Origin of the sequence: Labedella phragmitis (assembly GCF_004078635.1) — a bacterium.
Classification (GTDB): domain Bacteria; phylum Actinomycetota; class Actinomycetes; order Actinomycetales; family Microbacteriaceae; genus Labedella; species Labedella phragmitis.
Window position 1 is genome coordinate 18,763 of record NZ_RZNB01000001.1, and the last position, 25,149, is coordinate 43,911.

General features: G+C 69.5%; 24 protein-coding genes and 1 pseudogene. 10 read left to right on the forward strand and 15 right to left on the reverse strand.

The genetic code is table 11. From position 1 onward, the window contains the following. Nucleotides 1-128: 128 nt before the first annotated feature. The 4 genes from ELQ90_RS00085 to glgX all read right to left on the reverse strand — a co-directional run bounded on the left by ELQ90_RS00085 (nucleotide 129) and on the right by glgX (nucleotide 4,494). Nucleotides 129-425, reverse strand: a complete 297-nt coding sequence (locus tag ELQ90_RS00085; RefSeq protein WP_128493247.1) for a DUF6412 domain-containing protein — start codon at nucleotides 423-425, stop codon at nucleotides 129-131. Between the two features lie 170 nt (nucleotides 426-595). Then, nucleotides 596-1,441: an NAD-dependent epimerase/dehydratase family protein gene (locus ELQ90_RS00090; RefSeq protein WP_128493248.1), complete on the reverse strand. Its 846-nt coding sequence runs from the start codon at nucleotides 1,439-1,441 to the stop codon at nucleotides 596-598. Between the two features lie 81 nt (nucleotides 1,442-1,522). Next, a complete protein-coding gene (locus tag ELQ90_RS16845; protein WP_243695935.1) occupies nucleotides 1,523-2,056 on the reverse strand; it encodes a hypothetical protein in 534 nt (177 codons plus the stop codon). 233 nt (nucleotides 2,057-2,289) lie between these two features. Beyond that, on the reverse strand, nucleotides 2,290-4,494 hold the full coding sequence (glgX, locus tag ELQ90_RS00100) for a glycogen debranching protein GlgX (RefSeq protein WP_128493249.1): 2,205 nt from the start codon (nucleotides 4,492-4,494) through the stop codon (nucleotides 2,290-2,292). Nucleotides 4,495-4,876: 382 nt separating this feature from the next. Here glgX and ELQ90_RS00105 point away from each other — a divergent pair, with 382 nt between their 5' ends. Beyond that, the gene (locus ELQ90_RS00105) at nucleotides 4,877-5,452 is read left to right on the forward strand and encodes a hypothetical protein (protein ID WP_128493250.1); all 576 of its coding nucleotides are present in this window, start codon (nucleotides 4,877-4,879) and stop codon (nucleotides 5,450-5,452) included. Here ELQ90_RS00105 and ELQ90_RS00110 read toward each other — a convergent pair. Together ELQ90_RS00110 and ELQ90_RS00115 are read right to left on the reverse strand one after the other, a co-directional pair. Continuing rightward, complete coding sequence (locus ELQ90_RS00110) at nucleotides 5,449-6,156, reverse strand: GAF and ANTAR domain-containing protein (protein ID WP_128493251.1); 708 nt, start codon at nucleotides 6,154-6,156, stop codon at nucleotides 5,449-5,451. The two genes, ELQ90_RS00105 and ELQ90_RS00110, sit on opposite strands and share 4 nt — an antisense overlap. Beyond that, complete coding sequence (locus ELQ90_RS00115; protein WP_128493252.1) at nucleotides 6,153-6,860, reverse strand: GAF and ANTAR domain-containing protein; 708 nt, start codon at nucleotides 6,858-6,860, stop codon at nucleotides 6,153-6,155. The genes ELQ90_RS00110 and ELQ90_RS00115 overlap by 4 nt, the downstream gene beginning before the upstream one ends. Nucleotides 6,861-8,014: 1,154 nt before the next feature. On the opposite strand from ELQ90_RS00115, the pseudogene ELQ90_RS16850 reads away from it, so the two are divergent. Continuing rightward, a pseudogene (locus tag ELQ90_RS16850) lies at nucleotides 8,015-8,422 on the forward strand (glycosyltransferase); the annotation flags it as partial. A 10-nt stretch (nucleotides 8,423-8,432) separates the two neighbouring features. Here ELQ90_RS16850 and ELQ90_RS00125 read toward each other — a convergent pair. Continuing rightward, a complete protein-coding gene (locus ELQ90_RS00125; protein WP_128493254.1) occupies nucleotides 8,433-9,758 on the reverse strand; it encodes an acyltransferase family protein in 1,326 nt (441 codons plus the stop codon). A gap of 100 nt (nucleotides 9,759-9,858) precedes the next feature. On the opposite strand from ELQ90_RS00125, the gene ELQ90_RS00130 reads away from it, so the two are divergent. Together ELQ90_RS00130 and ELQ90_RS00135 are read left to right on the forward strand one after the other, a co-directional pair. Beyond that, nucleotides 9,859-10,335: a hypothetical protein gene (locus ELQ90_RS00130; protein WP_128493255.1), complete on the forward strand. Its 477-nt coding sequence runs from the start codon at nucleotides 9,859-9,861 to the stop codon at nucleotides 10,333-10,335. Beyond that, on the forward strand, nucleotides 10,332-11,093 hold the full coding sequence (locus tag ELQ90_RS00135) for a glycoside hydrolase family 26 protein (RefSeq protein WP_128493256.1): 762 nt from the start codon (nucleotides 10,332-10,334) through the stop codon (nucleotides 11,091-11,093). The genes ELQ90_RS00130 and ELQ90_RS00135 overlap by 4 nt, the downstream gene beginning before the upstream one ends. Here the strand turns inward: ELQ90_RS00135 and ELQ90_RS00140 are convergent. Next, complete coding sequence (locus tag ELQ90_RS00140) at nucleotides 11,059-12,483, reverse strand: signal peptidase I (RefSeq protein WP_128493257.1); 1,425 nt, start codon at nucleotides 12,481-12,483, stop codon at nucleotides 11,059-11,061. The two genes, ELQ90_RS00135 and ELQ90_RS00140, sit on opposite strands and share 35 nt — an antisense overlap. An 86-nt stretch (nucleotides 12,484-12,569) precedes the next feature. Beyond that, nucleotides 12,570-13,253, reverse strand: a complete 684-nt coding sequence (locus ELQ90_RS00145) for a hypothetical protein (RefSeq protein ID WP_128493258.1) — start codon at nucleotides 13,251-13,253, stop codon at nucleotides 12,570-12,572. 387 nt (nucleotides 13,254-13,640) lie between these two features. On the opposite strand from ELQ90_RS00145, the gene ELQ90_RS00150 reads away from it, so the two are divergent. Continuing rightward, a complete protein-coding gene (locus ELQ90_RS00150; protein ID WP_128493259.1) occupies nucleotides 13,641-14,099 on the forward strand; it encodes an ArsR/SmtB family transcription factor in 459 nt (152 codons plus the stop codon). Between the two features lie 92 nt (nucleotides 14,100-14,191). On the opposite strand, the gene ELQ90_RS00155 is transcribed toward ELQ90_RS00150, so the two are convergent. Together ELQ90_RS00155 and ELQ90_RS00160 are read right to left on the reverse strand one after the other, a co-directional pair. Next, on the reverse strand, nucleotides 14,192-15,838 hold the full coding sequence (locus tag ELQ90_RS00155; RefSeq protein WP_128493260.1) for a sensor histidine kinase: 1,647 nt from the start codon (nucleotides 15,836-15,838) through the stop codon (nucleotides 14,192-14,194). Between the two features lie 169 nt (nucleotides 15,839-16,007). Next, entirely contained in the window at nucleotides 16,008-17,051 is a 1,044-nt protein-coding gene (locus tag ELQ90_RS00160; protein ID WP_128493261.1) for an NADPH:quinone reductase, read from the reverse strand. Between the two features lie 133 nt (nucleotides 17,052-17,184). On the opposite strand from ELQ90_RS00160, the gene ELQ90_RS00165 reads away from it, so the two are divergent. Next, on the forward strand, nucleotides 17,185-17,844 hold the full coding sequence (locus tag ELQ90_RS00165) for an SDR family oxidoreductase (protein ID WP_128493262.1): 660 nt from the start codon (nucleotides 17,185-17,187) through the stop codon (nucleotides 17,842-17,844). A gap of 94 nt (nucleotides 17,845-17,938) precedes the next feature. On the opposite strand, the gene ELQ90_RS00170 is transcribed toward ELQ90_RS00165, so the two are convergent. After that, on the reverse strand, nucleotides 17,939-20,020 hold the full coding sequence (locus tag ELQ90_RS00170) for a hypothetical protein (RefSeq protein ID WP_128493263.1): 2,082 nt from the start codon (nucleotides 20,018-20,020) through the stop codon (nucleotides 17,939-17,941). Between the two features lie 160 nt (nucleotides 20,021-20,180). Between ELQ90_RS00170 and ELQ90_RS00175 the strand changes: the two genes are divergently transcribed. Together ELQ90_RS00175 and ELQ90_RS00180 are read left to right on the forward strand one after the other, a co-directional pair. After that, nucleotides 20,181-20,603 (forward strand): META domain-containing protein, encoded by a 423-nt coding sequence (locus tag ELQ90_RS00175; RefSeq protein WP_128493264.1) that lies wholly within the window; start codon nucleotides 20,181-20,183, stop codon nucleotides 20,601-20,603. A gap of 382 nt (nucleotides 20,604-20,985) precedes the next feature. Beyond that, entirely contained in the window at nucleotides 20,986-21,780 is a 795-nt protein-coding gene (locus ELQ90_RS00180; RefSeq protein WP_128493265.1) for an aggregation-promoting factor C-terminal-like domain-containing protein, read from the forward strand. A 22-nt stretch (nucleotides 21,781-21,802) separates the two neighbouring features. Here the strand turns inward: ELQ90_RS00180 and ELQ90_RS00185 are convergent, their stop codons facing one another. Beyond that, nucleotides 21,803-22,372, reverse strand: a complete 570-nt coding sequence (locus ELQ90_RS00185) for a TetR/AcrR family transcriptional regulator (RefSeq protein WP_128493266.1) — start codon at nucleotides 22,370-22,372, stop codon at nucleotides 21,803-21,805. A gap of 105 nt (nucleotides 22,373-22,477) precedes the next feature. Here ELQ90_RS00185 and ELQ90_RS00190 point away from each other — a divergent pair, with 105 nt between their 5' ends. Then, nucleotides 22,478-22,936, forward strand: a complete 459-nt coding sequence (locus tag ELQ90_RS00190) for a DUF4260 domain-containing protein (RefSeq protein ID WP_128493267.1) — start codon at nucleotides 22,478-22,480, stop codon at nucleotides 22,934-22,936. On the opposite strand, the gene ELQ90_RS00195 is transcribed toward ELQ90_RS00190, so the two are convergent. Next, nucleotides 22,930-23,325 (reverse strand): DUF3054 domain-containing protein, encoded by a 396-nt coding sequence (locus tag ELQ90_RS00195; RefSeq protein ID WP_128493268.1) that lies wholly within the window; start codon nucleotides 23,323-23,325, stop codon nucleotides 22,930-22,932. The genes ELQ90_RS00190 and ELQ90_RS00195 overlap by 7 nt on opposite strands. 38 nt (nucleotides 23,326-23,363) lie before the next feature. Further along, nucleotides 23,364-24,221 (reverse strand): helix-turn-helix transcriptional regulator, encoded by an 858-nt coding sequence (locus ELQ90_RS00200; RefSeq protein ID WP_128493269.1) that lies wholly within the window; start codon nucleotides 24,219-24,221, stop codon nucleotides 23,364-23,366. A 100-nt stretch (nucleotides 24,222-24,321) separates the two neighbouring features. Here ELQ90_RS00200 and ELQ90_RS00205 point away from each other — a divergent pair, with 100 nt between their 5' ends. Next, the gene (locus ELQ90_RS00205) at nucleotides 24,322-25,086 is read left to right on the forward strand and encodes an SDR family oxidoreductase (RefSeq protein ID WP_128493270.1); all 765 of its coding nucleotides are present in this window, start codon (nucleotides 24,322-24,324) and stop codon (nucleotides 25,084-25,086) included. The last annotated feature ends 63 nt before the right edge of the window (nucleotides 25,087-25,149 follow it).

The window sequence follows — 25,149 nt, forward strand, 5'->3', positions numbered from 1 at the left end:
GTCTGGCTGCCGTCGATCCGTGCGCGCATCTGCGCGAGGCGGAGGCGTGATCGAACCCGATCGGTGTGGACGCACGCTCCGGAGATGCGTGGCGTCCAGGGGAACGCGCGGTCAGGGAGTCGGTCGGATCAGCGGGCGGCAGCCGGGACGGGCAGTCCCGGCGCTCGCGGCCGCGGGTGTCCCTCGGTCGTGGGATCGTCTTGAGCGCACACGGCCACGACGGGCGGCGGCTCGGCCGCGCGATCCGTGGGTGTGGAGCCGAGGAGGGCGGCGACGACGCGCATGACGGCGCGCGTGGTGACGGCGGCGCTCGCGGCGAGCGCGAGCACACCGAGGACGGCGACCGTCGTGAGAGCCGGGGAGGCCGCGGACACGTCGAACGCCGCGGCGAAGAACCGCACGAGCATGTCGAGGTACGCGATCACACCGTCAGGCTACCAGCGCCGCGCTCGGCGGGCCGGGCCTGGGCTCGGCGGGCCTGGGCGATGCGCCGACCTGGGCGATGCGCGGGCCGCGGACCTGCGCGATGCGCGGGCCGCGGGCCCGGGTGACCGCGTTTCGACGAGTTCAGCCACCATGTGGCGACGAGCGCCGGTCAGACGTGGTCGCGCCACGTGTGGCGCGGCTCGAAGCCGAGCACCTTACGCGCCTTGTCGATCGAGAGGAGCGTGTCGTTCTCGCCGAGGTCGCGCACGATCGGCACCTCCGGGAACACCTCCGCGACGAGCTCGGCGTTCGGCCGGGTCATGACGGTGTCCGCGGCCGCGATGATGAAGCGATCGAAGCCGGGACCAGCGACCTCGAGCGCACGCTGCACCGCTTGCGCACCGTCGCGCGCATCGATGTAGCCCCACGCGTTCCACTTCCGCGCCCGCGCGTCCTCGTCGAACGACGGGAAGGCGGCGTAGTCCTCCGGGTCCATGACGTTCGAGAACCGCAGCGCCGTGATCGAGAGCCGGGGATCCCAGCGCACGAGCTCGATCGCGAGCTGCTCCTCGAGGTGCTTCACGAGCGAGTAGACACTCTCGGGCCGAGCCGCGTACTCCTCGTCGATCGGCAGGTACGGCGGTGGCACGTCGAACGGCAGGCCCAGCACGGTCTCGCTCGACGCGTACACGATGCGCTCGATGCCGAGGCGGTGCGCCGCCCAGAACACGTGGAACGTGCCGTTCATGTTGTTGTGGAACGTCGCGACGTCGCTCTGCAGGCCGGGAGCGGGGATCGCGGCGAGGTGCACGAGCGCGTCGATGCCGTCGTGCTGGTCGTCGACCCCGGCGAGCGCGTCGATGACCTGACCGTAGTCGGACAGGTCGACGCGGACGAAGCCCTCCCCTCGTTCGCCGTGCTGGTCGAGGTTGACGACGTCGTGACCCTCTTCGCGCAGCGTACTGACGACGGTGCGACCCAGTTTCCCGGATCCTCCGGTGACGGCGATTCTCATGCGTTCATCCTGTCGGTTCGATCTCACCGCGCCGATGATCGGCCCGGGCACGGCGCGGGAGGGGTCCCGCGTCCGCTGGGGTCAGTCGGTCGGCTCGCCGGTCTTCGTGATGTCGCTCGTGGCGTTGCCGTCCGTGACGGACGCGCCCTCGTCCGAGTCGGGCGTCGATCCCGCCTCGGAGTCCGGGGCTGAACCGTCGGTCTCGGGTGTCGCGGGCTCGGACAGTCCGGCGTCGGCCGCGATCTGATCGGCGGTGCGGTCGGCGTAGGCTCCGCCGCCGTCGCCGGCCGTCGAGTCGTCGGAGGAGCCGCTCGAGGTGGTCTCGGAATCGGCGCCCGCGGCGGCGGAACTCCCGGTCGAGCCGCCTCCGACGCCCTCGATCTCGTCGGCGACGATCGCCTCGGCGAATCGGCGAAGGTCCGGCCCCGGCTCGAAGTCGATGAAGCGGTCCTTGAGTCGCGCGTTCAACTCGGCGAACGCGTCCTCCCACGATCCGTCCGCGTGCGTGCCTGCGACGTCGAGCACGGCTTCGCGCAGCACGCGGTCGGAGTCGTCGAGGATCTTCGCACGCGCCTCGTCGTTCCAGCGGATGTCGTCGGGGCTGATCGAACTCATGGTCACTCCGTTTCCGACGCCACGGACGGGCGCCTCGACCCCCACGCTAGGCGCGGACCTCCTGTGCGCTCACCCCCTTGCGCAGACGCGGACGAGGTCCGGTCGCATGCCCAGGAGCGCCGCGCTCAGCACGGCGTTCGCGAACCGGAACGAGCGGACCGCCACCTGCGCCGACGACGAAGCCCGCCCGAGCAGGTCGCTCGGACGGGCTTCGTGGGCCGCCGTGATCCGGCTCAGCCGTTCGACTCCGGCGTCTGTGTTCCGATGACCGGGATCGCCGAGGTGCGCATCGCGAGCGACGCGGCGACCGAGTGATCGGGCTCCGTCTCCGGCTCGCTCGCCGCGCGCAGCACCACGAGTGAACGCGACGCCAGCGTGAGCTTCGCGCCAGCGGGCAGCGGGGGGCCGTCGACGGCTTCCTCGCCCGTGTCGACGACGGCCTCCCACGCTGCGCCGAATGATGCCGGCGGGATGGTCACCTCGACGTCCTCGACGTCTGCGCTGAAGTACAGGAGGAAGTCGTCGTCGTGGATGGTGTTGCCGCGACGGTCACGCTGGCGGATGCTGCCACCGTTGATGTAGATGCCGACGGTGCGCTGCAGCGCGGCCTCCCAATCGTCTTCGCCCATCTCGGAGCCGTCGGCGCCGAGCCACACGATGTCGGGCAGCGGGTCGCCCTCCTCGCGCTCGTACGGCTTGCCGTCGAAGAAGCCGCCACGCCGGAACGTCGGGTGCTCGCGGCGCAGTCGCGAGACCGCCGCCGTGAATTCGATGAGCGGCTCGTCCGCCTTGTCCCAGTGCACCCAGCTGATCTCGTTGTCCTGCGCGTACGTGTTGTTGTTGCCGCCCTGGGTGCGCCCGAGCTCGTCGCCGTGCAGGATCATCGGCACGCCTTGCGAGAGCAGGAGCGTCGCGAGGAAGTTGCGCTGCTGACGCGCGCGCAAGGCGAGCACGCCGGGGTCGTCGGTCTCGCCCTCGACGCCCGAGTTCCACGAGCGGTTGTGCGATTCGCCGTCGTTGTTGTCCTCGCCGTTGGCGTCGTTGTGCTTCTCGTTGTAGGACACGAGGTCGCGCATCGTGAAGCCGTCGTGAGCGGTGACGAAGTTGATGGACGCGAACGGGCGGCGGCCCGAGTTCTCGTAGAGATCGGCGGAACCCGTGATGCGCGCCGCGAACTCGCCGAGCGTCGAGGGCTCGCCGCGCCAGTAGTCGCGCACGGTGTCGCGGTACTTGCCGTTCCACTCGGTCCACTGGGGCGGGAAGTTGCCCACCTGGTAACCGCCGGGGCCGACGTCCCACGGCTCCGCGATGAGCTTGACCTGCGACACCACCGGGTCCTGCTGCACGAGCTCGAAGAAGGTCGAGAGGCGGTCGACGTCGTAGAACTCGCGAGCGAGCGTCGACGCGAGGTCGAAGCGGAACCCGTCGACGCGCATCTCCGTCGCCCAGTAGCGCAGCGAGTCCATGATGAGCTGGAGCGAGTGCGGGTGTCGCACGTTGAGCGTGTTGCCCGTTCCCGTGTAGTCGGTGTAGTACCGTTTGTCGTTCTCCTCGAGGCGGTAGTAGGCCTCGTTGTCGATGCCCTTGAAGCTCAACGTCGGGCCCATGTGGTTGCCCTCGGCCGTGTGGTTGTAGACCACGTCGAGGATGACCTCGATGCCGGCGGCGTGCATCGCGCGGACCATCGACTTGAACTCCTGCACCTGCTGCCCGAGCTCGCCCGTCGCCGAGTAGGTGTTCTGCGGAGCGAAGAAGCCGATCGTGTTGTAGCCCCAGTAGTTCGCGAGGCCCTTGTCCTCGAGCGTCGAGTCCTGCACGAACTGGTGGACCGGCATGAGCTCGATCGCGGTGATGCCGAGCTTCTTCAGGTGGTCGATGACGACGGGGTGCGTGAGGCCCGCGTAGGTGCCGCGCTGGTCCTCGGGGATCTCGGGGTGCAGCTCGGTGAGGCCCTTCACGTGGGCCTCGTAGATCACCGTGTCCGAGTAGGGCGTGTGCGGCTTGCGGTCGCCCGCCCAGTCGAAGAACGGGTTCACGACGACGCTCAGCATCGAGTGCGGCGCCGAATCCTCGTCGTTGCGTGAATCCGGGTCGCCGAAATTGTACGAGAAGAGCGCGTTGTCCCAGTCGTACTGACCCGCCGTCGCCTTGGCGTACGGGTCGAGCAGGAGCTTGTTCGGGTTCGCGCGCTTGCCGTTCGCCGGGTCGTACTCACCGTGCACGCGGTAGCCGTAGCGCTGCCCCGGCTGGACGTTCGGGAGGTAGCAGTGCCACACGTACGCGTCGACCTCGATGACCTCGACGCACGTCTCGGTGCCGTCCTCGTCGAAGAGGCACAGCTCGACGCGCTCGGCCGCCTCGCTGTAGAGCGCGAAGTTCGTGCCGCCGCCGTCGTACGATGCGCCGAGCGGGTAAGCGGTTCCGGGCCAGGTTTCCACGTGCGACCTCCAGGTCAGGGGCGGGTTCGAATGCGGTGCGGGTGGTGCCTTCAGTGCGTGTTCTGTTTCGTGCGTGCGCGTCGAGCTGACGACGTCGCCCTTGTGCAGGTGCTGGTGCGCGCTCGCCGCAGGACGCGCTGCGGACGGCGACTAGCGCGAGCGATCTAACGGTAACGGCTCGCCGCCGTCTCCTTCACATCGCGCCGACCGGTTGACATGCCGCGCCGCGCCCATTCGCGCGCCGTCACCCTTGTCGTCTCCCAGGTTCACGACGTACCCTGGCGGAGTTTTCCCCCAGACCTCGGGATTTCCGCACGACGCCATCCGGTGAGCCGATCCGCTCAGAACCGGTCATGGCTCTGATCAAATCCGGGGTGCAATCATGCAGACGATCTTCTACGCGAACACGCGATTCGAGACGGACGACTCGGTCGCCGTCGCCGTGCTCGACTATGCCGAGAGCCTCGCGGTCGACGGATCCTGCGCGGTCGTGCGCATCCCGACCGTTTCAGAAGGAATGCCCGCGACCTCGAGGTTGCTCGTCGGGGCCGGGCTTCCCGTCGCTGTGCAAGCTTCGAGCCGAGTCGATCGGGTTGACGGCTACGACGCCGATGTCGACCCCTTCGAAGCGCGCCGCACCCTGCACGACATCAGCGAGCGCATGGGACGCCTCCGTCAGAAGGTCGTCGCGCGATCGTTCTCTCTCGACACGACTCTCCACGAGATCTGGGAACTCTCGTTCGAGGACGTCATCGGTGAGCCGACGTCTGGATCGACCACGGCGTCCCCGGCCGACACCGCGACCGCGGAACGGTCGACGACCGCCGCGGCTCGCTGGCAGGGGACCGACGATAACGTCACGCCGATCACCGCCGCTTACACGGAACGCTCCGGTTTCGATTCGGACTCCGACGACGCCGAGGAGTCGCGCGAGGAGTCGGGCGACGCCGAGCTCTAGACGATGATCTCGCGCGCGACGATGGCCCGCGAGACCTCGGTGAGCGCGCGTCCCGTCTCCCGCGCGTAGGCGCGGATGCGGCGGAACGCCTCGTCCATCCCCTCGTCGTGGGTATAGGCGACGACGCCCTTCGCCTGCTCGATGATGATGCGGGAGTCGAGCGCCGTCTGCAGCTGCCGGCGCACCGTCTGGTTCTCGCGTATGACGCGTTCCTGCAGGATGCCGATCGTCGCGACGTCGGCGAGGGCCTGCGCGGCGTCGACGTCGTCGGCACTCAACACGTCCTCACGACTCTCGAACAGCGTGAGTGCGCCGATGCTCTGCTCGCGCAACCGCATCGGCAGGGCATGGACGGCCGAGAACCCGTTCTCGAGCGCGACGGCACGGAACCCCGCCCATCCCTCGCCCTCGCGCAGGTCGGGGACGGTGACCGCGCGCCCCTCGTGGAAGGCGTCGAGGCACGGACCCTCCTCGGATGCGAGGACCATGAGCTCGACGGTCCGGCTCTCCTCGCTCGTCGAGGCGACGAGATCGAGACCGTCCTCACCGGACAGCAGGATGGCCGCGGCCGTCACGTCGAACGTGGACTGGCACGTCTCCACGAGCATCTGCAGGAGTTCGACGATGTCGAAGTCGGCGACGAGCGTGTCGGCGAGCGTGACGAACACCTGGAGGAGCTGTTGTTCGCGCGTCTTCTCGGTCATGCGTCCCCCTCGATCCGGGCGCCCGAGACGGTGAAGGTGAGCGTCCGGTCGAGGATCTGCTGCGCGACCTCCTCCATGCTCTGGCCCTTGGCGAACGCGTGGGCGCGGATGAGCTGCGACGCGTCATCGGCGGAGACTCCGAGCTGGGCGATGACGAAGCCCGTCGCCTGGTGGATGAGGCGTCGGCCGTGGCGTGAAATGCCCGTGTCCGCGTCGCCCGACAGGCGGATGGCCCGCTCGAGGACACGCCGACCGAGGAGCCCGCTCAGCACGAGGAGACGATCGATCGCGACGCCGTCGAGCCGCATGGGTTCCTCGTTGTAGAGATCGACAGCTCCGAGCCGGAGCGACCCGACGCTGACGGGGAACGCGAAGAGCGCGCCGATCTCGTGCTCTCGATGCAGCGCGTCCGCGAACGCCGACCAGGTCCGGATGGGAGTCGAGAGATCGGGCTCGAGCACGGGCTCACCGACGGAGATCGCGTCCCAACACGGGCCCTCGCCGAGGTCGAATTGGAGCTCGTCGATGCGGCCGATGACGGCGTCACTCGCTTCGACCGTCTCCGATCCGAACAAGTCGCCGAGGGTCGAAACCGAAGCGCCCGTCACCGGGATCACGTCGAGAATCGGTTCCGTGAGCGAGCCGGACCCGTCGTGCGGCTGCGAGAGGGCGGCGAGAGCGGCTGCGAAACGTGCCTCGCTCACGTGCGGACCTCCCCGGTGTCGAGTTGTGCGTGCGTCGGGACCACCCGTCAACGCTAATGCAGCGCGCCCGCGGTGGGGAAGGTCAGGACGTCTTCAGGCGGCACGGCGTAGCGTCGAGAGCTTGGGGAGTGTGTCAGCGGGACGGCACGGCACGGCATGGAAGGGGACGGCTGATGGCGGTGACCGGCGGAGGTGGCTCCCCGCTCGACATGGGGAGGAGGGCGATCGCCAGCGCTCGACTGCTCGGAGCGGACCGTCTCCGCGCCGCACGCGGTCGCCTGCCCACTGGCCGCCATTTCGCCCTCACGTGGTCGATCTCCGATGGCTACGGCGGCATGACGGCCGCCCTCCTCGCCCGGACCCGCGCCTTCGTGCGCCACGGCGGCGTGACCGTGGCCGTGCTCACCCTCGACGAGCAGGCCGACTACCCCGCTCGGGAGCTCGAGCTGCGCGAACGGGGCGAGCTCATCGACGGGATGCGGCTCCTCAACCTGTGGGACTGGTTGCGGGAGAACCGGCTTCCCGGCGGATCGCTACGACTCGAGCGCCATCCCTTCCTTCCGCTGCCCGATGGGCCGTCCGACGACATCACCGAACTCCGCCGCGGCGATCGTGTCCTCAGCCGGACCCGGTGGTCGTCCGACGGCGGCCGGGCGCTTCAGATCGACCACTACCGGCTCGACGGATCCCTGCTCGCAAGCGATCGCCGAGACCTCGACGGCGGCGGCCGTTCGATCGTGCTGTGCGACGGCGGCGGGCAGCCCGTCCGGTCATGGGGGAAGATCTGGCACCTCTACGCGGCGTGGCTCGACCGGCTCACCGCGCGCACACCGAGCTATCTCATCGTGGACAGCAAGACGGTCGCTCCCTTCGTGGCCGAGTACCGCCGCCCCCACGTCACGACGGTGCACCTCGTGCACGCGTCGCACCTCGTCGGCACGGAGCGGCCGCTCGGGCGGCTGCGTGAGTCGCGCCGTCGGGTCTTCGAGAACCTCTCGGCGTTCGACGCCGTCGCGGTGCTGAGCGAACGCCAGCGCTCCGACGTGGAGGCGCTCCTCGGGCGGCAGGACAACCTCATCGTCGTGCGCAACGTGCGCGAAGGCGCCGCGAGCACCGTCACCGTGGCCGCCTCGCGGCCGGTGACCGCTGGAATCATGCTCGCGTCTCTCGAGAAGCGCAAGCGCGTCAGCCACGCAATGCGGGCCGTCGACACCCAGCGGGCGCTCGCCGCGACGGGCTCGCACCGCCCGACGACCCTCGACGTCTTCGGTGAGGGACCGCGGCGGCAGGCTCTCGAGGGCGTCATCGAGCGCCTCGGCGCTCACGAGCACGTGCGCTTGCGCGGTTTCGATCCGCACGCCCGCGAGCGCCTCGCCGATGCGTCGTTCCTGCTCCTCACCTCGACGTCCGAGGGCTTCCCGCTCGTCCTCGCTGAGGCGCTCGCCGTCGGCTGCCTCCCCATCGTGTACGACGTCCCCTACGGCCCGGCGGACATCATCCGCTCCGGGTGGAACGGCTACGTCGTCCCGCCCGGCGACGTCGACGCCCTCGCCGCGGCGATCGAAGAGCTCGTCAGTCTCCCCGACGAGCGGATCGCGGCGATGCGGCGGAACGCCGAGCGATCGGCGCGACCGTTCGACCCCGCCGCGGTGACGCGAGCGTGGGCTCACGACCTGCGAGCGGCTCGGCGGCGCTCACGCAGTCGGGCTCGCCGCGGCTCTCACTCGACGTCCTGATCGCGGGGCGGGCGAACCGCTCCCGTGCGGCAGCGACGCCACGGCCGACCAGTCGCCCCGTCCGGCGGGCGAGTACGTGCGACGGCCGTTCGACGAGCCGGAAGAACACCTCGGCGATCACAAAACTGAGCGGGACGCCGACGAGGCCGACGACCCACCACCATCGGTCGCCGACCGCATAGGCGATCGTCGCGAGCACCGGGACGTGCACGAGGTAGAGGCTGAACGACACCCGGCCCGCCCACTGCGGGATGCGCGTCGACAGCAGCCGGTCGAGTGCGGGGGAGCACACGGCGACGATGACGAGACCGAGGGCGCCGAGCCCCGCGAATCCCCACAAGACCTCCGAGACGATCGTGCGCGGCGGTGCGAAGGGTCGCGCGAGCCAGCTCGCGATGAGCAGGAGCGCCGACGACGAACCGACGACCGACCAGAGCAGCGGACGCGGGCGGAGACGAGCCCACGCCAAGAGATCGTCGAGTCTTACGGCGACGAGCGTGCCGAGCAGGAAGACGGGCAGGTAGACGAGCGCGTCGACGCCGAGCACGCGACCGGCGACGGTCGTCGCGGCGGCCGCGAGGCCCGTCCCCACGAGCGCGACGAGACTCCGCCGGACGAGGAGCGCGACACCGATGGCGACGGGGAGGAGCGCCGTGAACACGAGCTCCCAGCGCAGGGACCAGAGGGTGTTGACGATGTCGTAGCTCGCCGGAGCCAGACTCGCTTCGTGGAGGAACGACCCGACCGAGACGCTCGACGCGTTGGCCTCGTCGATCCACTCCCCGGACGACACCGCGCCCTCACGGCGCGGCACGACCGCGATGAGGGCGACCGCGAGGAGGAGCGCACCCCACACGGGCACGTAGAGCCGCACGAGGCGCGAGGCGAAGAATGCCGCCCACGACGTCGAGCGGCGCAGGAGCGGAAGGACCACGACGAGTCCACTCAACACGAAGAACACGAGCACGGCCTCCGTGCCGGCGAAGAGCAGCTTGAGCGGCGACTCGGTGACGCCCGTCCACACGGCTTCCGCGCGGCCGCCGCCTGTCGCGAAGGGGCGGGCGATGAGGCTCACGTGATAGATCACGACGACGACGGCCGCCACCCCGCGCACCCCGTCGAGAGCGCGCAAGCGCGTCGATGTCGTCGTCCCCTCACGCATCCGTCGATCGTACGGCGCGAAGCTGCAAGGACGGAGGGCTGGATTCTGTCGGTCAGAATGGTACTGGCAGGGAACGAGAGCTGAAGGGCCGACCACTTCGATGACGACGTCCAGGGGAATCGCCGAGCAGTCGACCCACCACCGTCCACCGCTCAAGCTCGCTCGAGGACGCCTCGTTGCGGTCGCCCTCATCGGGTCGCTCGGCATCGCCGCGTGTTCCTCGACGCCACCGTGCGACCCGGCGGTCACGAGCGCGCCGGTTCCGCAGGAAGGCGTCTTGTTCGGGGTCAATCTGGACTGGGGACGCGAGACGCTCGCCGAGTACGCCGATGCGAGCGGGTCGGCGCCGGCCGTCGCCGTGTCGTTCTCGGACTTCCCGTTCGCCTCGACGGACCGTGAGAACGTGCTCGCCGCGGCGGATCAGGTCGCGTCGGTGGGCGGCACCCTCCTGCTGACCCTCGAGCCGGTCGACGGGCTCGAGGCCGTGACCGACGACGCCCTCGACGAACTCAGCGACGTGCTCGGCGAGGCCAATGCCGCCGGAGCCCCGTCGTCGTCCGCTTCGCGCACGAGATGAACGGCTCCTGGTACGCCCGGGGACAGCAGCCGTCCGCCTATGTCGAGACGTTCGGTCGCGTCGCCGACACCGTGCACGCCGCCCCGGCCGCCCAGACCATGTGGGCTCCGAACTACGGCGGCGGGTACCCGTTCAGCGGTGGCCGGTACGAACTCACCGAGCCGGGAGACGACCTCCAGGCGCTCGACACGGACGGTGACGGTGTCGTCACCGGTGTCGACGACCCCTACGCGCCCTACTATCCCGGCGACGAGGCGGTGGACGGGGTCGGCATGTCCCTCTACCACTGGGGATCCGAACACCCGTGGGGCGAGAACGAGGTCCCGGAGGCCGGGAAGTTCACGGCCCAGTTGACAGGTTCGTACGTCGGTCTGAACGGCGACGACTCGGCGGTCCCGACTTCTATGCCGAGTACGGGGAGGCGCGGGACAAGCCCGTTCTGGCGAGGTCGCGGACGCCTTCAGCGCCGATCGGCCCCGCTGGCTCGTCGAGGCACCCGGTTCCGGTCGCTGCGCCGTGTCCTGACCGCGCAGCGGTCACGTGAGAAGTCGCTGCGGTCGAGCATCGTGGCGTTGCCATCGGCGAGCACGACGTCCGAGTCGACGCTCCCGGCACCGGGCGAGTCGTTCCCGGTCATGCGCCAATGGACGTTGCCTGGCATACCGGAGCCACGTTCCTTCAGGCCGGAGTGGTGTTCCTCCTCCACCGCGCGTGGAACGCCGTTCAGGGCACCAGAACCGTCGCCCGATCGATGCTGACGGCGCCCGAGAGCGAGAAGAGTCGGCCCGTCGCCTGGCTGCCGTGCGCCATCGTCACATCACCGTCAGCGAGGATCGTGCCGACGATGCCGCTGTCACGGGCGAGCGTCACGCTCGATGTCGCCCTCCAGTAGACGTTGCCGGCCCGCGCACCGTTGGTGAGCCGCACGAGCGCGCTCGCACCGGCCGTGAGGTTGCGGGAGCGGAGGATGAAGACGGCACTCGAATCGCCGCGCGCGTCGAGCGTCAGCGCGCCCGAGACGTGGACGTCGTCCGCCGTCGCGTAGACCCCCGGGAACATCGTGCCGGAGAGTGTCGGCGCCAGCGTCGAGCCCGGGGTCCGCTCGCCGAGTGCGTCGGCGAGGGCGACAGCGTCGGCCATGGCGTTCCGCGCCGCCGTCGTGTTGCGCTCGGTCGTCCCGCTCACGTTCGACGACCCGAAGCCCGTGACGGAGGTCCCGGGGCTCGTCCCGATGTCGCCGTCGATCCACGTCGCACCGTGGGAGTGCAGGTTCGACACGCTCGATCTCGCGAGGAGCGCGTACGTCGTGGCGCGCCCGAGATCGAGCCGGACGAGCGCCGCGACCCGCCACGAACCTCCCGTCGAGGTCGATGCGGTGAAGGCCGCGGAGGACGGCTCACGCGGCAGACCGGCGAGTCCGAGGACGGCGATCGCTCCGATGCCCGAGAGAAGCGAACGCCGTCCGACGTCAGCGGGGGGACCGGCATCGGCACTCTCCGACGAACTCGGTGACGACGATGCGTCGTCGCCGTCACCGGCCGAAGCTGGATCCTCGACTCCGGCTGCAGCATGCCGCTCGCGTCGGAGCGGGATCGGGCGGGCGCTCGGCGCGCCCCACGCGACGACGAGCGAGGCCGCCGTCAGGCCGACCCACAGCGCGAGGGGAGCGGTCTCGCCGCGCCCGATCCACCAGCTCGGCAGGCCGATCGCCGGGACGAGCAACCGACCCTCGCCGATGATCTGGTCGCGTGCGATCGGGGTGCTGTCGACGTCGGCGTTCGCATCCCCCGCCGTGACGAATGTGCCGTCGTCGTTCACGTCGACGATGCGGTGCAGACGGATCTTCTCGACGCCGTCCGGCTCCGCGTCAGCTGGGCTGATGAAGGACACGACCCGACCGAGAGGGGCCTCGCGCTCCGTCTGTACGGGCGCGGTCAGGACGACATCGCCGGGGCTGATGCTCGGCTCCATGGAACCGCTCTGCACGACCGTTGCGCTCCAGCCCAGGAACACGGGGACGATCGCAACGGCCGCGAGTGAGGCGATGAGGGTGAGATACGACTGAGCGACGAGTGACGCGACGAACCACGGCCGACCGGCCCTCCAGGAGGGACCCTCCGGACCGATACCGTTGCGGCGCTCGTCCACGAGGTGATGATTCCGTCCTGATCGCTGCGGGGAAAGGAGAGAGCGGGTCACCGGCGCGTCGCGGTGACCCCGAGGAAAGGATCGCCCTACGACTGCGGCGCGGTGTTCTGGAACTCCCACACGAGGTCGGAGTGCACGCTCGCGCCCTGGAGAGCGTCGATCTGCTGCTGCGTCATGCCGGAGGTGTCGAAGGCCCAGGTCGCTCGGTAGGTCCTCGCCTCGCCGGGCGTCCCGGTCGTGCTCCAGGGGTGCACTCCCGTCGAGTAGTCGACGGCGGTGATGTTGGAGAGTGCCTGCGGTGAGCCCGTCGTTCCAGCAGGAACGAAGCCCGTGCAGTCGTTGAATGACCCGCCAGTGCCTTCCTCGAGAATGAGGGTGATGTGCTTCTCGAGGCCCTGCCCGGAGGTCTGAAGGTCCCGCTGGTACAGCTTGACGACTCCGGCGACCGAGGAATCAGACGTCACGACGATGCACTTCTGGCCACTCTGTCCGGGAACGATGTTCTCGACGGTGAAGGCCGCTGCTCCCTTGTCGTCGTCGGTGAGCATGACACGTCCGGAGGACCACGCGTTGCCCGTGTTGCGGGTCGTCGACGTGAACGCCGCTTGTGAGCCCTGCCAGACGACCCCGCCGGCCAGGAGGATGGCGAGGGGGGCGGCGGCGAGCGTGGCGACCCGGCGTCCGAGCCTCTGTCGCGTGGCAGTCCGACCGGCTCCGGCAGGAGCGGGCTCGGTAGGTGCCGGGACGGAGCGGGTCGTGGTGCTGTGCATGGGAGTGTCCTTACGGTGATCGGTGGGTCTGAAGAAGCGGCGCAATGGAGCGCGCGTCGAGGACCGTCGGTCGTCGTCGCGTTTGCGCTCCTTCGGGTGGCGGGTGCGACGGGCTTTCCCAGCCGCTTTGCGGAGGGAAGGTTGATCGGCTCGAGCGAGAAGACGAAGCGATTGAGCGGGTGGCGCTCTGGTTCGAAGGTGAACCGGCGCCCTACCGGAAGAGACATTACGGTTTCGTTTCGGGTGAATCAAGCACTTCATCAATTGAACAAGATTTCACCCCAGATTTGGGGGGACTCCGGTGTCCCTGTCTTCGAGCGTCCCTCGCCGCTAGAGTGGGGCCCGGGGGGAGGTTCCCGACGACCGATCCCACTGGAGGAGACCGCTGTGACCACCGGCGCCGATCCGCATCAGCCCCACTACGAGGTCATGGCTGATGTGTTCAAGAGCCTCGGGCACCCCATGCGCATCCGCATCCTCGAGATGCTCACCGCATCAGAGGAGGTCCCGGTGAGCGAGTTCCTCGAGGAGCTCGGCGTCGAGCCGTCACACCTCTCGCATCAGTTGTCCGTGCTGCGTCGCCAGCGCCTCATCACAGCGGAGCGCCACGGCAACCAGGTCTCCTACCGGCTCAGAGCGACGGAGGTCGCGGACATCCTGGCCGTCGGTCGCACACTTCTCGGCAGCATGGCCACTCGCGTGGGCGACTTCCTGCAAGCGGCCACGGACCTGCCGGAACTCCACCGCTCCGGAGAGCGAGCGTCACAACCGGAGCCGAGCGACGCTGCCCTGACACCGGACAGCGGTGCCGGGGCGAGCGTCCGCGGCTCGGAACCGGTCGCCTAGCCCGCAGCCGTCTGATGCGTCTCGGCTGCTTCTCTCGCCCCGGGACGGTCGACGACAACGTGGGCCATCAGGCCCGGACTCAGCGGCCCGGCTCAGCCGACTGGGCCGCCTCCGTTCGCGGGAAGTCGCACCGTGACGGTGGTCCCGACGCCCGGCTCGCTCTCCACATCGATCGTGCCGTCGTGCGCGAGGACGATTCCGTGCGCGATCGAGAGCCCGATGCCGAATCCCCCCGCCGCGCCGTCCCGCGCTTGCCGCGCCCGGAAGAAGGGGTCGAAGAGCTGCGACACCTCCTCCTGCGTCATGCCGACGCCGGTATCGCGCACGACGAGTCGCGCGACGCCGTCGATCTCGCGGAGTTCCACCGTGACGGAGCCTCCAGGGGGCGTGTACTTCACGGCGTTCGAGAGGAGGTTGTCGATCACCTGGCGATAACGCCCCTCGTCGACGTCGGCGACGACGGGCGGCGTGACATCCGCTCGGACTTTCACGCGGCTCGATTCGGCTCGCGGAAGGATGTCCTCGATGCTGCGCTCCGCGAGGTGCGACAGGTCGATCGTCGTCGGCTCGATCGCGACCTCGCCTTCGGGCAGCCGCAGGAGGTCGTCGATACGGGAGAGGAGGAGCTCGGCGTTGCGGGTGATGACCTCGAACTCGCGTCCGACGCCCGCACCCTTCCAATCGAGCGCATCCGATATCAGATCGACGTATCCGACGATCGAGGTGAGCGGCGTGCGGAGCTCATGCGTCACGGAGAGCAGGAAGTCCTCGCGGACCTGCACGGCTCGAGCGAGCTGCGTGACGTCGTGGACGATGACGACCGTCCCGAGTCGCGCGCCGTCATCCCGCGTGACGCCCCTCGCGGATACGAGCACGGCCCGCTGATTACCGGGCTGACCGATCCACTCGACCTCGTTCGTGATGTGCTCGCCCCCGAGGGCGCGAGTACTGACCTGTTGCTCCGGAGGGACGGGTGAGACCCGGTCGGGCCCGAAGACGAACAGTCCCGCTTCGTCGGCACGCGACTCCGGTTTCCCGGCATATCGGAAGAGCTCACGGCCGGTCGCGTTCAAGTGCTGCATCGTGCCGTCGGCGTCGTAGAAGGCCACACCGACATCGATGGCATCGATGATCGCAGACGTCAGGCGCTTTCGGTCCTCGAGCTGCTCGATCGATTCGGAGAGGTCGCTGGACACCCGCTCCACCTCGCTCACGCGGGCGCGCAACGCCCGCGAGACGAAGTGCAGCCATACGGCGGTGAGGGCTGCGCACAAGGGGATGATGAGCGCTCGTCCCCACTCGAAGGCGCCGTCGGGGACGGTTCCGCGCCACACGAGAGGGAAGAGTGACACCAAGAACGCTCCGGCCACGGCGAGCGGGAGCCCCCAGCGATGGAAGCCGTATCCGAGCCACAGGATGGGGAACGCTGACAACAGGAAAGACGCGGGCAACGACTCGTACGCCGTCTCATAGAGCAAGGCCGACGAGACGAGGTCGAGAATCGGGACGACGGCGATCCATTGTCGGCGGAATGTCTCCCACGGGATGACGATCGCCGCGACGGTCGCCATCGCCGCGACGACGAGCCCACCGACGAACGGACCCGTCCACGCGCCGTCCGGTTCGGAGATGACGACGAGGGGCGCGATGAGCACCAGGAGTACGAGGAAGGGCAGCTGTCCACGGGTGAACAGCTCCCATCGCGCCCGAATAGTCGAGCCCTGAGCATGCAGCGGCATGGGTCCCCCTCCGCATCGTCACGACGACGTGTCGCCCCCCGCATGGTAGGACAGGGCGGGACGGCTCACGAAATCCGTGACGCCGACATGGCGATTGCGACCCGGATCTCGCGTAATCCGGATATGTCGCTCACGCAGACGGGCGCGTCGGGGCGGGTCGGGACGGGCATCACTCCACGTCGATGAGGACCTTCCCGACGGTGTCGGCCTCGACCGCCCGGTGCGCGTCGGCGGTCTGCTCGAGTGCGAAGTGGTGCAGGGGCAGTCCGTTCTCCTCCCCGACCTCGAGTACGCCGACGGCGACGGCCGCGGTCACGTCCTCGGCGGCGGCCGCGAGCGCCTCCTCACCCATCGTGTAGATGAGGATGAACTGGAAGCGGGTGTTCCGGACCATGTTCGGGCGGATGGCGACCTCGACGGAATCCCCTCCGCCGTCCGCATAGCTCGCGATGACACCCCGGGGGCGGAGCACCGCGAGGTCGAGGTCGAGGTTCGAGGCGATCGCGACCTCGACGACGATGTCGACGCCGTCCGAGGCGACAGCGCGGATCTGCTCGGCCGCGTCGTCGTCGCGGTAGTTCACCACGTGCTGTGCCCCCGCCGCGGTCGCGAGGGTCGCCTTCTCCGGGCCGCTCACGGTGGCGACGACGGTCGCTCCGGCCCAGCGGGCGAGTTGGATCGCGGCGTGACCGACGGCTCCCGCGCCGCCCGAGACGAGCACGGTCCGACCCTCGAGCGCTCCCGGCGCGAGTCGCCGGGGACCGTCCTCCGCGACCGTGAGTGCGCGGTGGGCGGTGACCGCCGGCACCCCGAGGCTCGCTCCCACATCGAAGGACGCACCCTCCGGAAGCGGCGCGACGCGGTCGACCGGCAGGATCGTGAACTGCTGCGCCGTGCCCGTCGGCCGCTCCTGGGCGGACAGGAAGGTCCACACGCGATCGCCGACCGCGAAACCGGTCACCCCGTCTCCGACGGCGTCGACGACTCCCGCGCCGTCCTGATTCGGGACGACCTCGCCGAACGGCAGGCGCTGGCCGGGACCGGATCCCGTGCGCGACTTCCAGTCCGTGGGATTTACGCCGGAGCGCACGACGCGCACGCGCACCTCCCCGGGACCGGGATCGTGGATCTCGCGCTCGACGAGATGGAGGACGGACGCATCGCCCGTCTCGACGTAGACGACGGCTGACTGGGTTCGCGATTCGGTACTCATGATCCTTCGACGCTACGACGGGCTGACCGCAGCATCCACCCCCTGGACGGGATCGTTCCCCTTCGACAAGCTCGGGACAGGCCCGTCGACAGGCTCAGGACGGGCCATTCGACAGCGGCGATAGTGTGGCCGCATGACTGCAGCGATGACCGATCGGGTCGTTCTCCTGGCCGGCGCGACGAGCGATGCGGGTCTCGCGGCCGCACAGACCCTCGTGGCCGCGGGTGCCCGCGTGATCGCGACGGGGCGAGACGATGCCAAGCTCGCGGCCCTCGCCGAGAAGGTGCCCGGCGTCACCACCGAGCTCGTCGACCTCACGGATGAGGCCGCCGTCGCCGAGCTCGCGGCTCGCGTGCGCGACACCGTCGGCCCCGTCGATGGAGTGCTCCACCTCGTTGGCGGGTTCCGCCGCGGAGAGGGCATCCCCGGTCAGTCGGACGCGGACTGGGACACCCTCGTGACGTCCCTCACCGCGCTGCGGCACGTCAGTCGCGCCTTCTACACCGACCTCGTCGCCTCGACCGCCGGTCGGCTCGCGATCGTGTCGTCGACGTCCGCGACCAAGCCGCACCGCAACACGGCCAACTACTCGACGGTCAAGGCCGCAGCGGAGGCGTGGATCGCCGCCGTCGCATCCGGCTTCGGCGCGGACGCGCCAGGACGTGCGGCGGCGGTGATCTTCGCGGTGTCATCGCTCGCGGGACTCGAGGAGACGCTCGCGTCGCGCTTCGTCGCCTTGTGGGACGAGTCCGCCGCTGCCCTCAACGGCTCCCGCCATGTCCTCGGCGCCTGACGGCTCGCCCCCGCCCGTCGCGCCCCGAATGAGACGAGGGGCGTCACGACCGCGGTCGTGACGCCCCTCGTCATTCAAACGGTTGCTGCGGTGATCAGCCCTCGACGGTCGCGCGGCGCTTGCGCACCACGACGACGCTGGCGATACCCGCGGCGATGAAGAGCCAGGCCGCGAGTCCGATCGGGAGCAGGTCCGGTCCACCGGTGACGGCGAGGTCGTCGCCGTCGTCGTTGCCGTTACCGGCGCCGGGCGTCTCGTCGGCGGCGCCGATGATCTCGACCGTGACCGAAGCCGCGGCGGAAGTGACACCCTCGATGGCCTGCGTGACCGAGATCACGTTGTCACCCGCGACCAGAGCGTCGCCGAGGGCGATCTCCCAGTTGTCACCGGGCAATGCAGCGGCGGCCATGAGGTCGGCGTCATCCACCGGGGTCTCGTCCTCGACGGGGAGCTCGCCCTCGATCTCGTAGGAGCCGACGAGTTCACCGTTGACGGAGAGCGTCACGAGGGCGCCCTCGATGCCGACGCCCGAGGAGGTCTCCGGTGCGTCGGCGGCCTGGTAGTACGACCCGTCAGCCGGCGTCGAAATGGTCGGCGCGACCGGGACGACGGCGAACTTCGACGTCGCGACCGGGGAGGTCTCGCCCTCGAAGGACTGCGTCGCCGTCACCGTGTACGAGCCGTAGGAGAGATCGGCCGGGACGCTCCAGCTGCCGTCGTCGCCGACGGTCGCGGTGCCCACGACGTCGCCGTCGATCGTGACCGTGGCGCCCGGGAAGCCCGTGCCCGTGATGGCCGTGAGCTCGGTCTCGACCGTGCGGCCGTCCACCGGGGACGTGATGACCGGAGCGGTCAGCGGGGCGGGGACGACCTCGAGCTCGTAGGAGTTGACCGACGAGGTGTTGAAGCCGATGACGGCCTGCACGTCGAACGCGAAGGCGCCGAGCGCGGTGGGCGCATTGAACTGCCAGTTGCCCTCACCGTTCGCCAGCACGGTGAACTCGTCACCCGTGGCCGGGGTCACGACGATCTCCGCGTTGGCGGGGCCGGTGCCGGTGATGCGAGCGCCACGCTCGACCTCTCCGCCGTCGGCCGGCGAGGCGAGGACGGGAGCGTCGACCGCGAGCATGATCGTGTAGCCCTCAGTGAGAGCGAGACCGGCCTGCAGGTCGGCGGCCCAGATGAAGTCGCCGGGTTCCGAACCGCCGCTCACGACGCCGACGGCCTTCTCGCCCTGGAAGACGGCTCCGCCGGAGTCGCCCTCGAGGACGCCGGGTCCGCCATCGCTCGTCGCGATGCCGCTACCGAAGCCCTTGACGAAACGATCGCCGACCTCCGCCCAGCCGACGAACGCGTCGATGCCGTTGCTGGTCGAGAGCCCGGTCGTGCGGCCGCTCTTGGAGAAGGGCTTGGAGATGTCGACCGCGCCGACCGAGCTGATCTCGGTCGTCGAGAGCGAGAGGTCGTCGCTCTCAGCGGTCGTCCAGTCCGTCACCTCGGGGAGGAGGGTCAGGGCGGGGTTGATGTCGTCGATGACGGCGATGTCGACGGAGTTCGGGTCGCCCTCGGCTCCGGGTTCGTTGCCGGACGCGCCGTACTGGGAGAATCCGATGTTGCCGAGCGGGTAGCTCACGGCGACGTCGTTGCCCTCGGGGTCGCCGCCGCCTGCGGTGTCACCCGACGGGAGGGTGAGGAGAGCCTGCTCGAACGCACCGTCGAGCGTGCAGTGACCGGCGGAGACGACAGCCGGGTTGCCCGACGGGTCCCATGCGCTGAAGCCGACCGAGCAGAGCCCGGCCTGGTCGCCCGTCGAGGGCCCGCCCGCGATGTAGCCGGCCCCACCGACGACGTCCGTGTCGGCGAGGGCCTTGAGACCGCCCTCGATCTCGCGGATGACGACGTTCTCGTGCTGGTCCGCGAAGTCGTTCGCGGTCGCGTTCTCTTCTGAGACGACGATGACGACGTTGCCGTCGCCATCGGTGCCGACGGCTTCGACACCGTCGGAGGCGAGGATCTCGAGCGACTTGGCCTGGTAGACGGGACCCGAGGTGGGAGCTTCGTCGGGCGTGGTCTCAGCGAAGGCCGGGGTGGCGAAGAGGCCACCGAGGCCGAATGCCGTCGCCGTGCCGAGCGCGAGAGCGCGACGGAGGCGAGGTCTGGGGGGTTGGGCGGACACAGATCTCCTATGAATGGTGTTCGTACGGGTGGTCGGGTCCGTCCGGATCGGGTCCGGACGGTAGCGATCGCTCGGGTGAAGCAACCCTTGCCTCCGACGGTATCGAGATACCCAGAGGAATCACACCCTCTTAAGAGGGTCTTCCGATAAAGTTTGGACCATGTCCGGACAAGCCCCCTCCACTTCGCGCCGAAACGGACGCCTGGCCGCCGCTTTTGCCCTCCTCGCCGCCTCCGCTTCCCTCTTCGCCGCGTGCGCCAACGGATCGACTGCGGGCAGTTCGGGAGCCGATGCAGACCCAGCGGAGGCGATCGTCGGCACGTGGGGATCGACCGCCACGGAGCAACCGCACCTCGTCTTCGACGGAGGCAAGGTCACGGGCACGGACGGATGCAACGGGATCTCGTCGACCTACACGGTCGACGGAGCGACCATCACCGTCAAGCCCTTCATGAGCACACTCAGGGCGTGTGTCGGCGTCGACACCTGGCTGCGCGCGCTGCGGACGGTGGAACTCGATGGCGACGCGATCATCATCCGGAACGCCGCGGGCGACCACATCGGAACCCTCGACCGCAATTGAGGCGAGGTGGCTCCAAAGAGCCTCTCCCTCGCCCGCCGCGCCGGTTCACTCAGGTTCTTGCCAGGTTCTGACCCGGGTTCTGCCAGGTTGACCCCGCAGGCTTGCTGACTTGTGCCCGGCGGGGCCGTTCGACCGCGCTCGATCACCCGATCATCGCGAGGTCGCCGACGACGTGACCTGTCCGTCCTCACGCTCCCGGGCCGACGAATACCCGACACGCAGTACTCCATACGCACTCCGAACCGAGAAGTCCGGAACGAGCACGGTCCGACGCCGCGAGCCCGACTCGCCCGCACCCCCTCGTTCCCCGACCGAGAAGACACACACGTAACGCATGCGCCACGAAACCCCCCGCACCACCATGCTCTCCCCACTCCCTCCCGTGACCCGCGCCGCCCGCCGCGCGACCCGGAAGACCTCGCGCCGCAACCGCTTCGCCGTCGCGGCGACCGTCGCCGTCGTGGGCCTCGCCGCCGGCTCCGGCTTCGCGATCTCCGATCGGGCCATGAGTGAACAGCTCGCCGCTTCGACCGCGCAGCTCGACGCGACGAGCGGCCTCCAGTCCGACCACCTCGGCGTCTACAGCGGTGTCGCGACCGCGCACGCCGAGGACAAGGCCGTCGAGGTCCTCGAGACCGCCGCGGTCGTCGCCGCCGACGTCGAGGGCAAGGTCGACGCGACGACCCTCACGGCGACCATGGACCAGCTCGGCGCCTACGAATCGCTCGATTCGGAGACGGTCGTCGACCTCACCCGTCAGGTCGTCGACGTCATGAACGACACCCAGGCCGCCGCCCAGGAGTTCGACGAGCAGAAGGCTGCGGAAGCGACGGCAGCCGCGGAGGCGAAGGCCCGCGCCGAGGCCAACACCCCCGAGGGCGCGAAAGCCACGGCGCGCACCATGGCCGCTTCCGATTACGGCTGGGGTGACGGCGAGTTCTCCTGCCTCAGCAAGCTCTGGCAGAAGGAATCCGGCTGGTCCTACACGGCCGAGAACGCGTCGAGCGGTGCTTACGGGATCCCGCAGTCGCTTCCCGGCAGCAAGATGGCGACGATCGGCTCGGACTGGCGGACCAACGCCTCCACGCAGATCGCCTGGGGCCTGTCCTACATCGACCGCGCCTACGGTTCGCCGTGCTCCGCCTGGTCGCACTCGCAGGCCAACAACTGGTACTGATCCCGCCGCCTCACCGTGAGTGTCAGGACCGGCTCCAACTCGCGAGCGAGACGACGACGCTCTCGATGAGCTTCCGGTAGCTCCGCTCGAGGTCGGCAGAGAGCCGGAAGGCGCCCGTCGTCTCGAGGCTCACGAAACCATGGAGGGCGGAGCGGAGGAACCGGGCGGCGTCGATGGCGTCGTCGTCGCGGAGGTCGTAGCCCGCGAGCACTGCGAGCAGTACCTCGAGAGCCGCCTCGCTCGCAGCCCGATCGTCGGCGTCCTCCGGTTCGGGGGCGCTCACGGTCAGCCCGTACTGGACTGGATTCTCGAGCGCCCAGCTGCGGTAGGCCGCAGCGAGGCTCCGTACCGCATCGTCGCGGGACCGCCCGATCGTCGAGCGCGCCAAGGCGGTGCCGAGGCTCCTCTTCGCGCGGAGCATCATGCCGCGTCGCAGGCCGGGGAGTCCATCGACGTGCTTGTACAGCGACGGCGTGCGGACGCCGAGGCTCTCGGCGACGGCCGCGAGCGTGAGATCGGTCGACGGATTCCGCTCGAGGAGTTCAGCGGCGCGCTCGACGACGGTGTCTTCCGTCAATCCGGCTCTCGGCATGGGTGTCCTTTCAGTCGCGCCCGTCGAGGGCACGTCGTCTCGACTTGAAGCTTAGTTAACCAACGGCTATTGACATTAGCTTGCAAGCGAGCGAGCATAGCCGCCATGACGCTCACACCGGACCCCGCCACCGCCTCGTCGCACCCCGCCGCACCCGCCGACTCCCCTCGCCTCACCAACCCGGAGCTCGTGCAGCGACTCGAGGGGGGACTCATCATCGCGCTCTCGATCGTCGCGCTGCTCGCCCTCGCCCCTGACCGGTGGTGGGTGCCGCTCGCGGCCTTCCTGCTCTTCGACCTGTCACAGCTCGGCTACCTGCGGTCACCGCGAGTGGGTGCCGCGGCATACAACGCCGTGCACACCTACGTCTGGCCGGCGATCCTCGCGGGGATCGCGATCATCGCCTGGTCGCCGGCCCCGACCGTCGGTCTCTGGTCGATGCTCGCGGCGGTCTCGTGGGCCTTCCACGTCGCCGTCGACCGCACGCTCGGATACGGCCTGAAGCGGCCCGACGCGTTCACCCACACGCACCTCGGCCACATCGGCACGAACCGCGATCACTGACGGTCGGGCACCAGCCGGCGCGCGACCACCGTGGCGACGACGCGCCACCCGACCAGCACCAGCCCGAGCACGATGGTCGTCACGATGACGAAGGCGAACGGCGTCCCCTGACCGGTCGCGGCGCGGAGCAGCATCCCCCCGACGACCGTGACGAGCCAGACCGGGATCCCGGTCCGGACGGGGGCGAGCGGTCGACGCCATGCGAGCGAGACGCCCCATCCCAGCGCGAGCGCGACGAGGAACGGCCAGGACGTCTCCGCGAGACCGAGCCCGCCCGGCCCGAGTACGTCGCCGTCGTGCGTCGCCCGGCCGAGAGCCGCGAACACCACGACCGCGATGACGTCGAGGGCGAGGGCGAGGAGGATCGGACGGGACGAGGCGCGGGTCATGCCTCCATCGTCGCAGGCCTCACGAGGCCAATCCGTGGTCAGCGGCCGGCGGGACGATCCGCGAACCGCTGGGTGCCGAGCACCGCGAGGAGCTTGAGCTTGTCCTCCGACTCGGAGCGCGGCGCGGCGGTGAGCACGAGCAGGACCTGCGACTCGTCCTCCGTGTGCAGCGCCTGGCAGTCGACCTCGATCGCACCGACCTCCGGGTGGAGGAGCACCTTGTGGTCCTCGAATCGGCGCCGCACCTCCTGGGTCTCCCAGATGGCCGTGAACTCCGGGGACCGGCGGAGCAGCTCCCGCACGAGTTCACCTGCACGGGACTGCGCGCCCATCGCGCCGTAGGCGGCCCGGAGCGACGAGACGTTCGCACGGCTCTGCCGGTCGTGATCGTCCTCCGGGTAGTGGGCCCGTTCCCGCTCGGGATCGAGGAACCAGCGGTACACGGAACTGCGCTCGAGTCCCGTCAGGTGGCTCTCGTCTCCGAAGAGCGCACGTGCGACATCGTTCTGCACGAGGGTCTCGCCGAGGAGGTTGAGAATCAGGGCCGGGGTGTCGACGAGCCGGTCGAGCACGCGGAGGAGGGCCGGGGCCACGTAGTCGGTCGTCGCCGCGCGGTCCGGGGCGCTGTGACCGGCGACACGGAAGAGGTAGTCGCGTTCGTCCGGGCTGAGCCGCAGGGCCCGGGCGATCGAGGCGAGCATCTGCGTGCTCGGTTGCGGACCCCGGCGCTGCTCGAGCCGCGTGTAGTAGTCGGTGGACATCGCGGCCAGTTGCGCGACCTCCTCTCGGCGGAGCCCCGGCGCGCGGCGCCGCGGGCCCGCGCGGAGGCCCACGTCCTCCGGGCGCAGTCCGTCGCGGTGTCGGAGCAGGAATTCGGCGAGAGCGTCACGGTCCACGACTGAAGTATCCCCCGCCCTCGGCGAGGCAACCAGGGACCGCCGATCCCCCGACATGCGCTCCCTTGAAGCGACTCCGACGACGGGCGAGGCTCGGATCATGAACATCAGCGGAAACACCATCTTCATCCCCGGAGCGACGAGCGGCATCGGCCTCGCACTGGCCATCGCCTTGCGAGAGAGGGGCAACGAGATCATCATCGGCGGTCGACGCACGGAACTGCTCGACCGGATCACGGCCGAGAACCCCGGCATGCATGCGTATCGCATCGACACAAGCGACCCGGAGAGCATCGCGACCGTCTCCCGACAGGTCATCGCGGAGCACCCCGAGGTCAACGTCCTCATCCCGATGGCGGGCATCATGCGCGCCGAGGACTGGACGCGCGCCGACGGCTTCCTCGAGACGGCGGAGCAGATCGTCACGACGAACGTCCTCGGACCGGTCCGACTCATCGCCGCATTCATCGAGCAGCTCCAGAACCGACCGGACGCGACGATCGTGACGGTCTCGTCGGGGCTCGCGTTCGCGCCGCTGCAGATCACTCCGACCTACAACGCTTCGAAGGCCGCCATCCACATGCTGAGCGAGTCCATCCGATTGCAACTCCGGGGGACAAGCGTTCGGGTGCTCGAGCTCGAACCGCCGTCGGTCCGCACCGACCTCATGCCCGGTCAGGCCGAGAGCGACTTCGCGATGCCGCTCGAGGACTTCATCGACGAGGTGATGCACCTCATCGAGAGCCAGCCGGACGCGACGGAGATCCAGGTGGAGAACGTCAAGTTCCTGCGGTACGGCGAGGCCCGCGGCGACTACGACACCGTCGTCGCGACCCTCAACCAGTTGGACCCGCACGGCCACTGAGCGGCAGGGTGAGGAGTGACCCCCACCAGATGTCACGGAGGGAGAGGACGCGGTGACCGCGCT

What these genes read in the sequence shown, in the direction of transcription:
- ELQ90_RS00125 (WP_128493254.1), bottom strand. Translation starts at nt 9,758, where the DNA reads ATGCGTGAGGGGACGACGACATCGACGCGCTTGCGCGCTCTCGACGGG.
- ELQ90_RS00165 (WP_128493262.1), top strand. Translation starts at nt 17,185, where the DNA reads ATGACTGCAGCGATGACCGATCGGGTCGTTCTCCTGGCCGGCGCGACG.
- ELQ90_RS00155 (WP_128493260.1), bottom strand. Translation starts at nt 15,838, where the DNA reads ATGCCGCTGCATGCTCAGGGCTCGACTATTCGGGCGCGATGGGAGCTG.
- ELQ90_RS00205 (WP_128493270.1), top strand. Translation starts at nt 24,322, where the DNA reads ATGAACATCAGCGGAAACACCATCTTCATCCCCGGAGCGACGAGCGGC.
- ELQ90_RS00190 (WP_128493267.1), top strand. Translation starts at nt 22,478, where the DNA reads ATGACGCTCACACCGGACCCCGCCACCGCCTCGTCGCACCCCGCCGCA.
- ELQ90_RS00130 (WP_128493255.1), top strand. Translation starts at nt 9,859, where the DNA reads ATGACGACGTCCAGGGGAATCGCCGAGCAGTCGACCCACCACCGTCCA.
- ELQ90_RS00195 (WP_128493268.1), bottom strand. Translation starts at nt 23,325, where the DNA reads ATGACCCGCGCCTCGTCCCGTCCGATCCTCCTCGCCCTCGCCCTCGAC.
- ELQ90_RS16845 (WP_243695935.1), bottom strand. Translation starts at nt 2,056, where the DNA reads ATGAGTTCGATCAGCCCCGACGACATCCGCTGGAACGACGAGGCGCGT.
- ELQ90_RS00090 (WP_128493248.1), bottom strand. Translation starts at nt 1,441, where the DNA reads ATGAGAATCGCCGTCACCGGAGGATCCGGGAAACTGGGTCGCACCGTC.
- ELQ90_RS00145 (WP_128493258.1), bottom strand. Translation starts at nt 13,253, where the DNA reads ATGCACAGCACCACGACCCGCTCCGTCCCGGCACCTACCGAGCCCGCT.
- ELQ90_RS00105 (WP_128493250.1), top strand. Translation starts at nt 4,877, where the DNA reads ATGCAGACGATCTTCTACGCGAACACGCGATTCGAGACGGACGACTCG.
- ELQ90_RS00185 (WP_128493266.1), bottom strand. Translation starts at nt 22,372, where the DNA reads ATGCCGAGAGCCGGATTGACGGAAGACACCGTCGTCGAGCGCGCCGCT.
- ELQ90_RS00175 (WP_128493264.1), top strand. Translation starts at nt 20,181, where the DNA reads ATGTCCGGACAAGCCCCCTCCACTTCGCGCCGAAACGGACGCCTGGCC.
- ELQ90_RS00160 (WP_128493261.1), bottom strand. Translation starts at nt 17,051, where the DNA reads ATGAGTACCGAATCGCGAACCCAGTCAGCCGTCGTCTACGTCGAGACG.
- ELQ90_RS00110 (WP_128493251.1), bottom strand. Translation starts at nt 6,156, where the DNA reads ATGACCGAGAAGACGCGCGAACAACAGCTCCTCCAGGTGTTCGTCACG.
- ELQ90_RS00135 (WP_128493256.1), top strand. Translation starts at nt 10,332, where the DNA reads ATGAACGGCTCCTGGTACGCCCGGGGACAGCAGCCGTCCGCCTATGTC.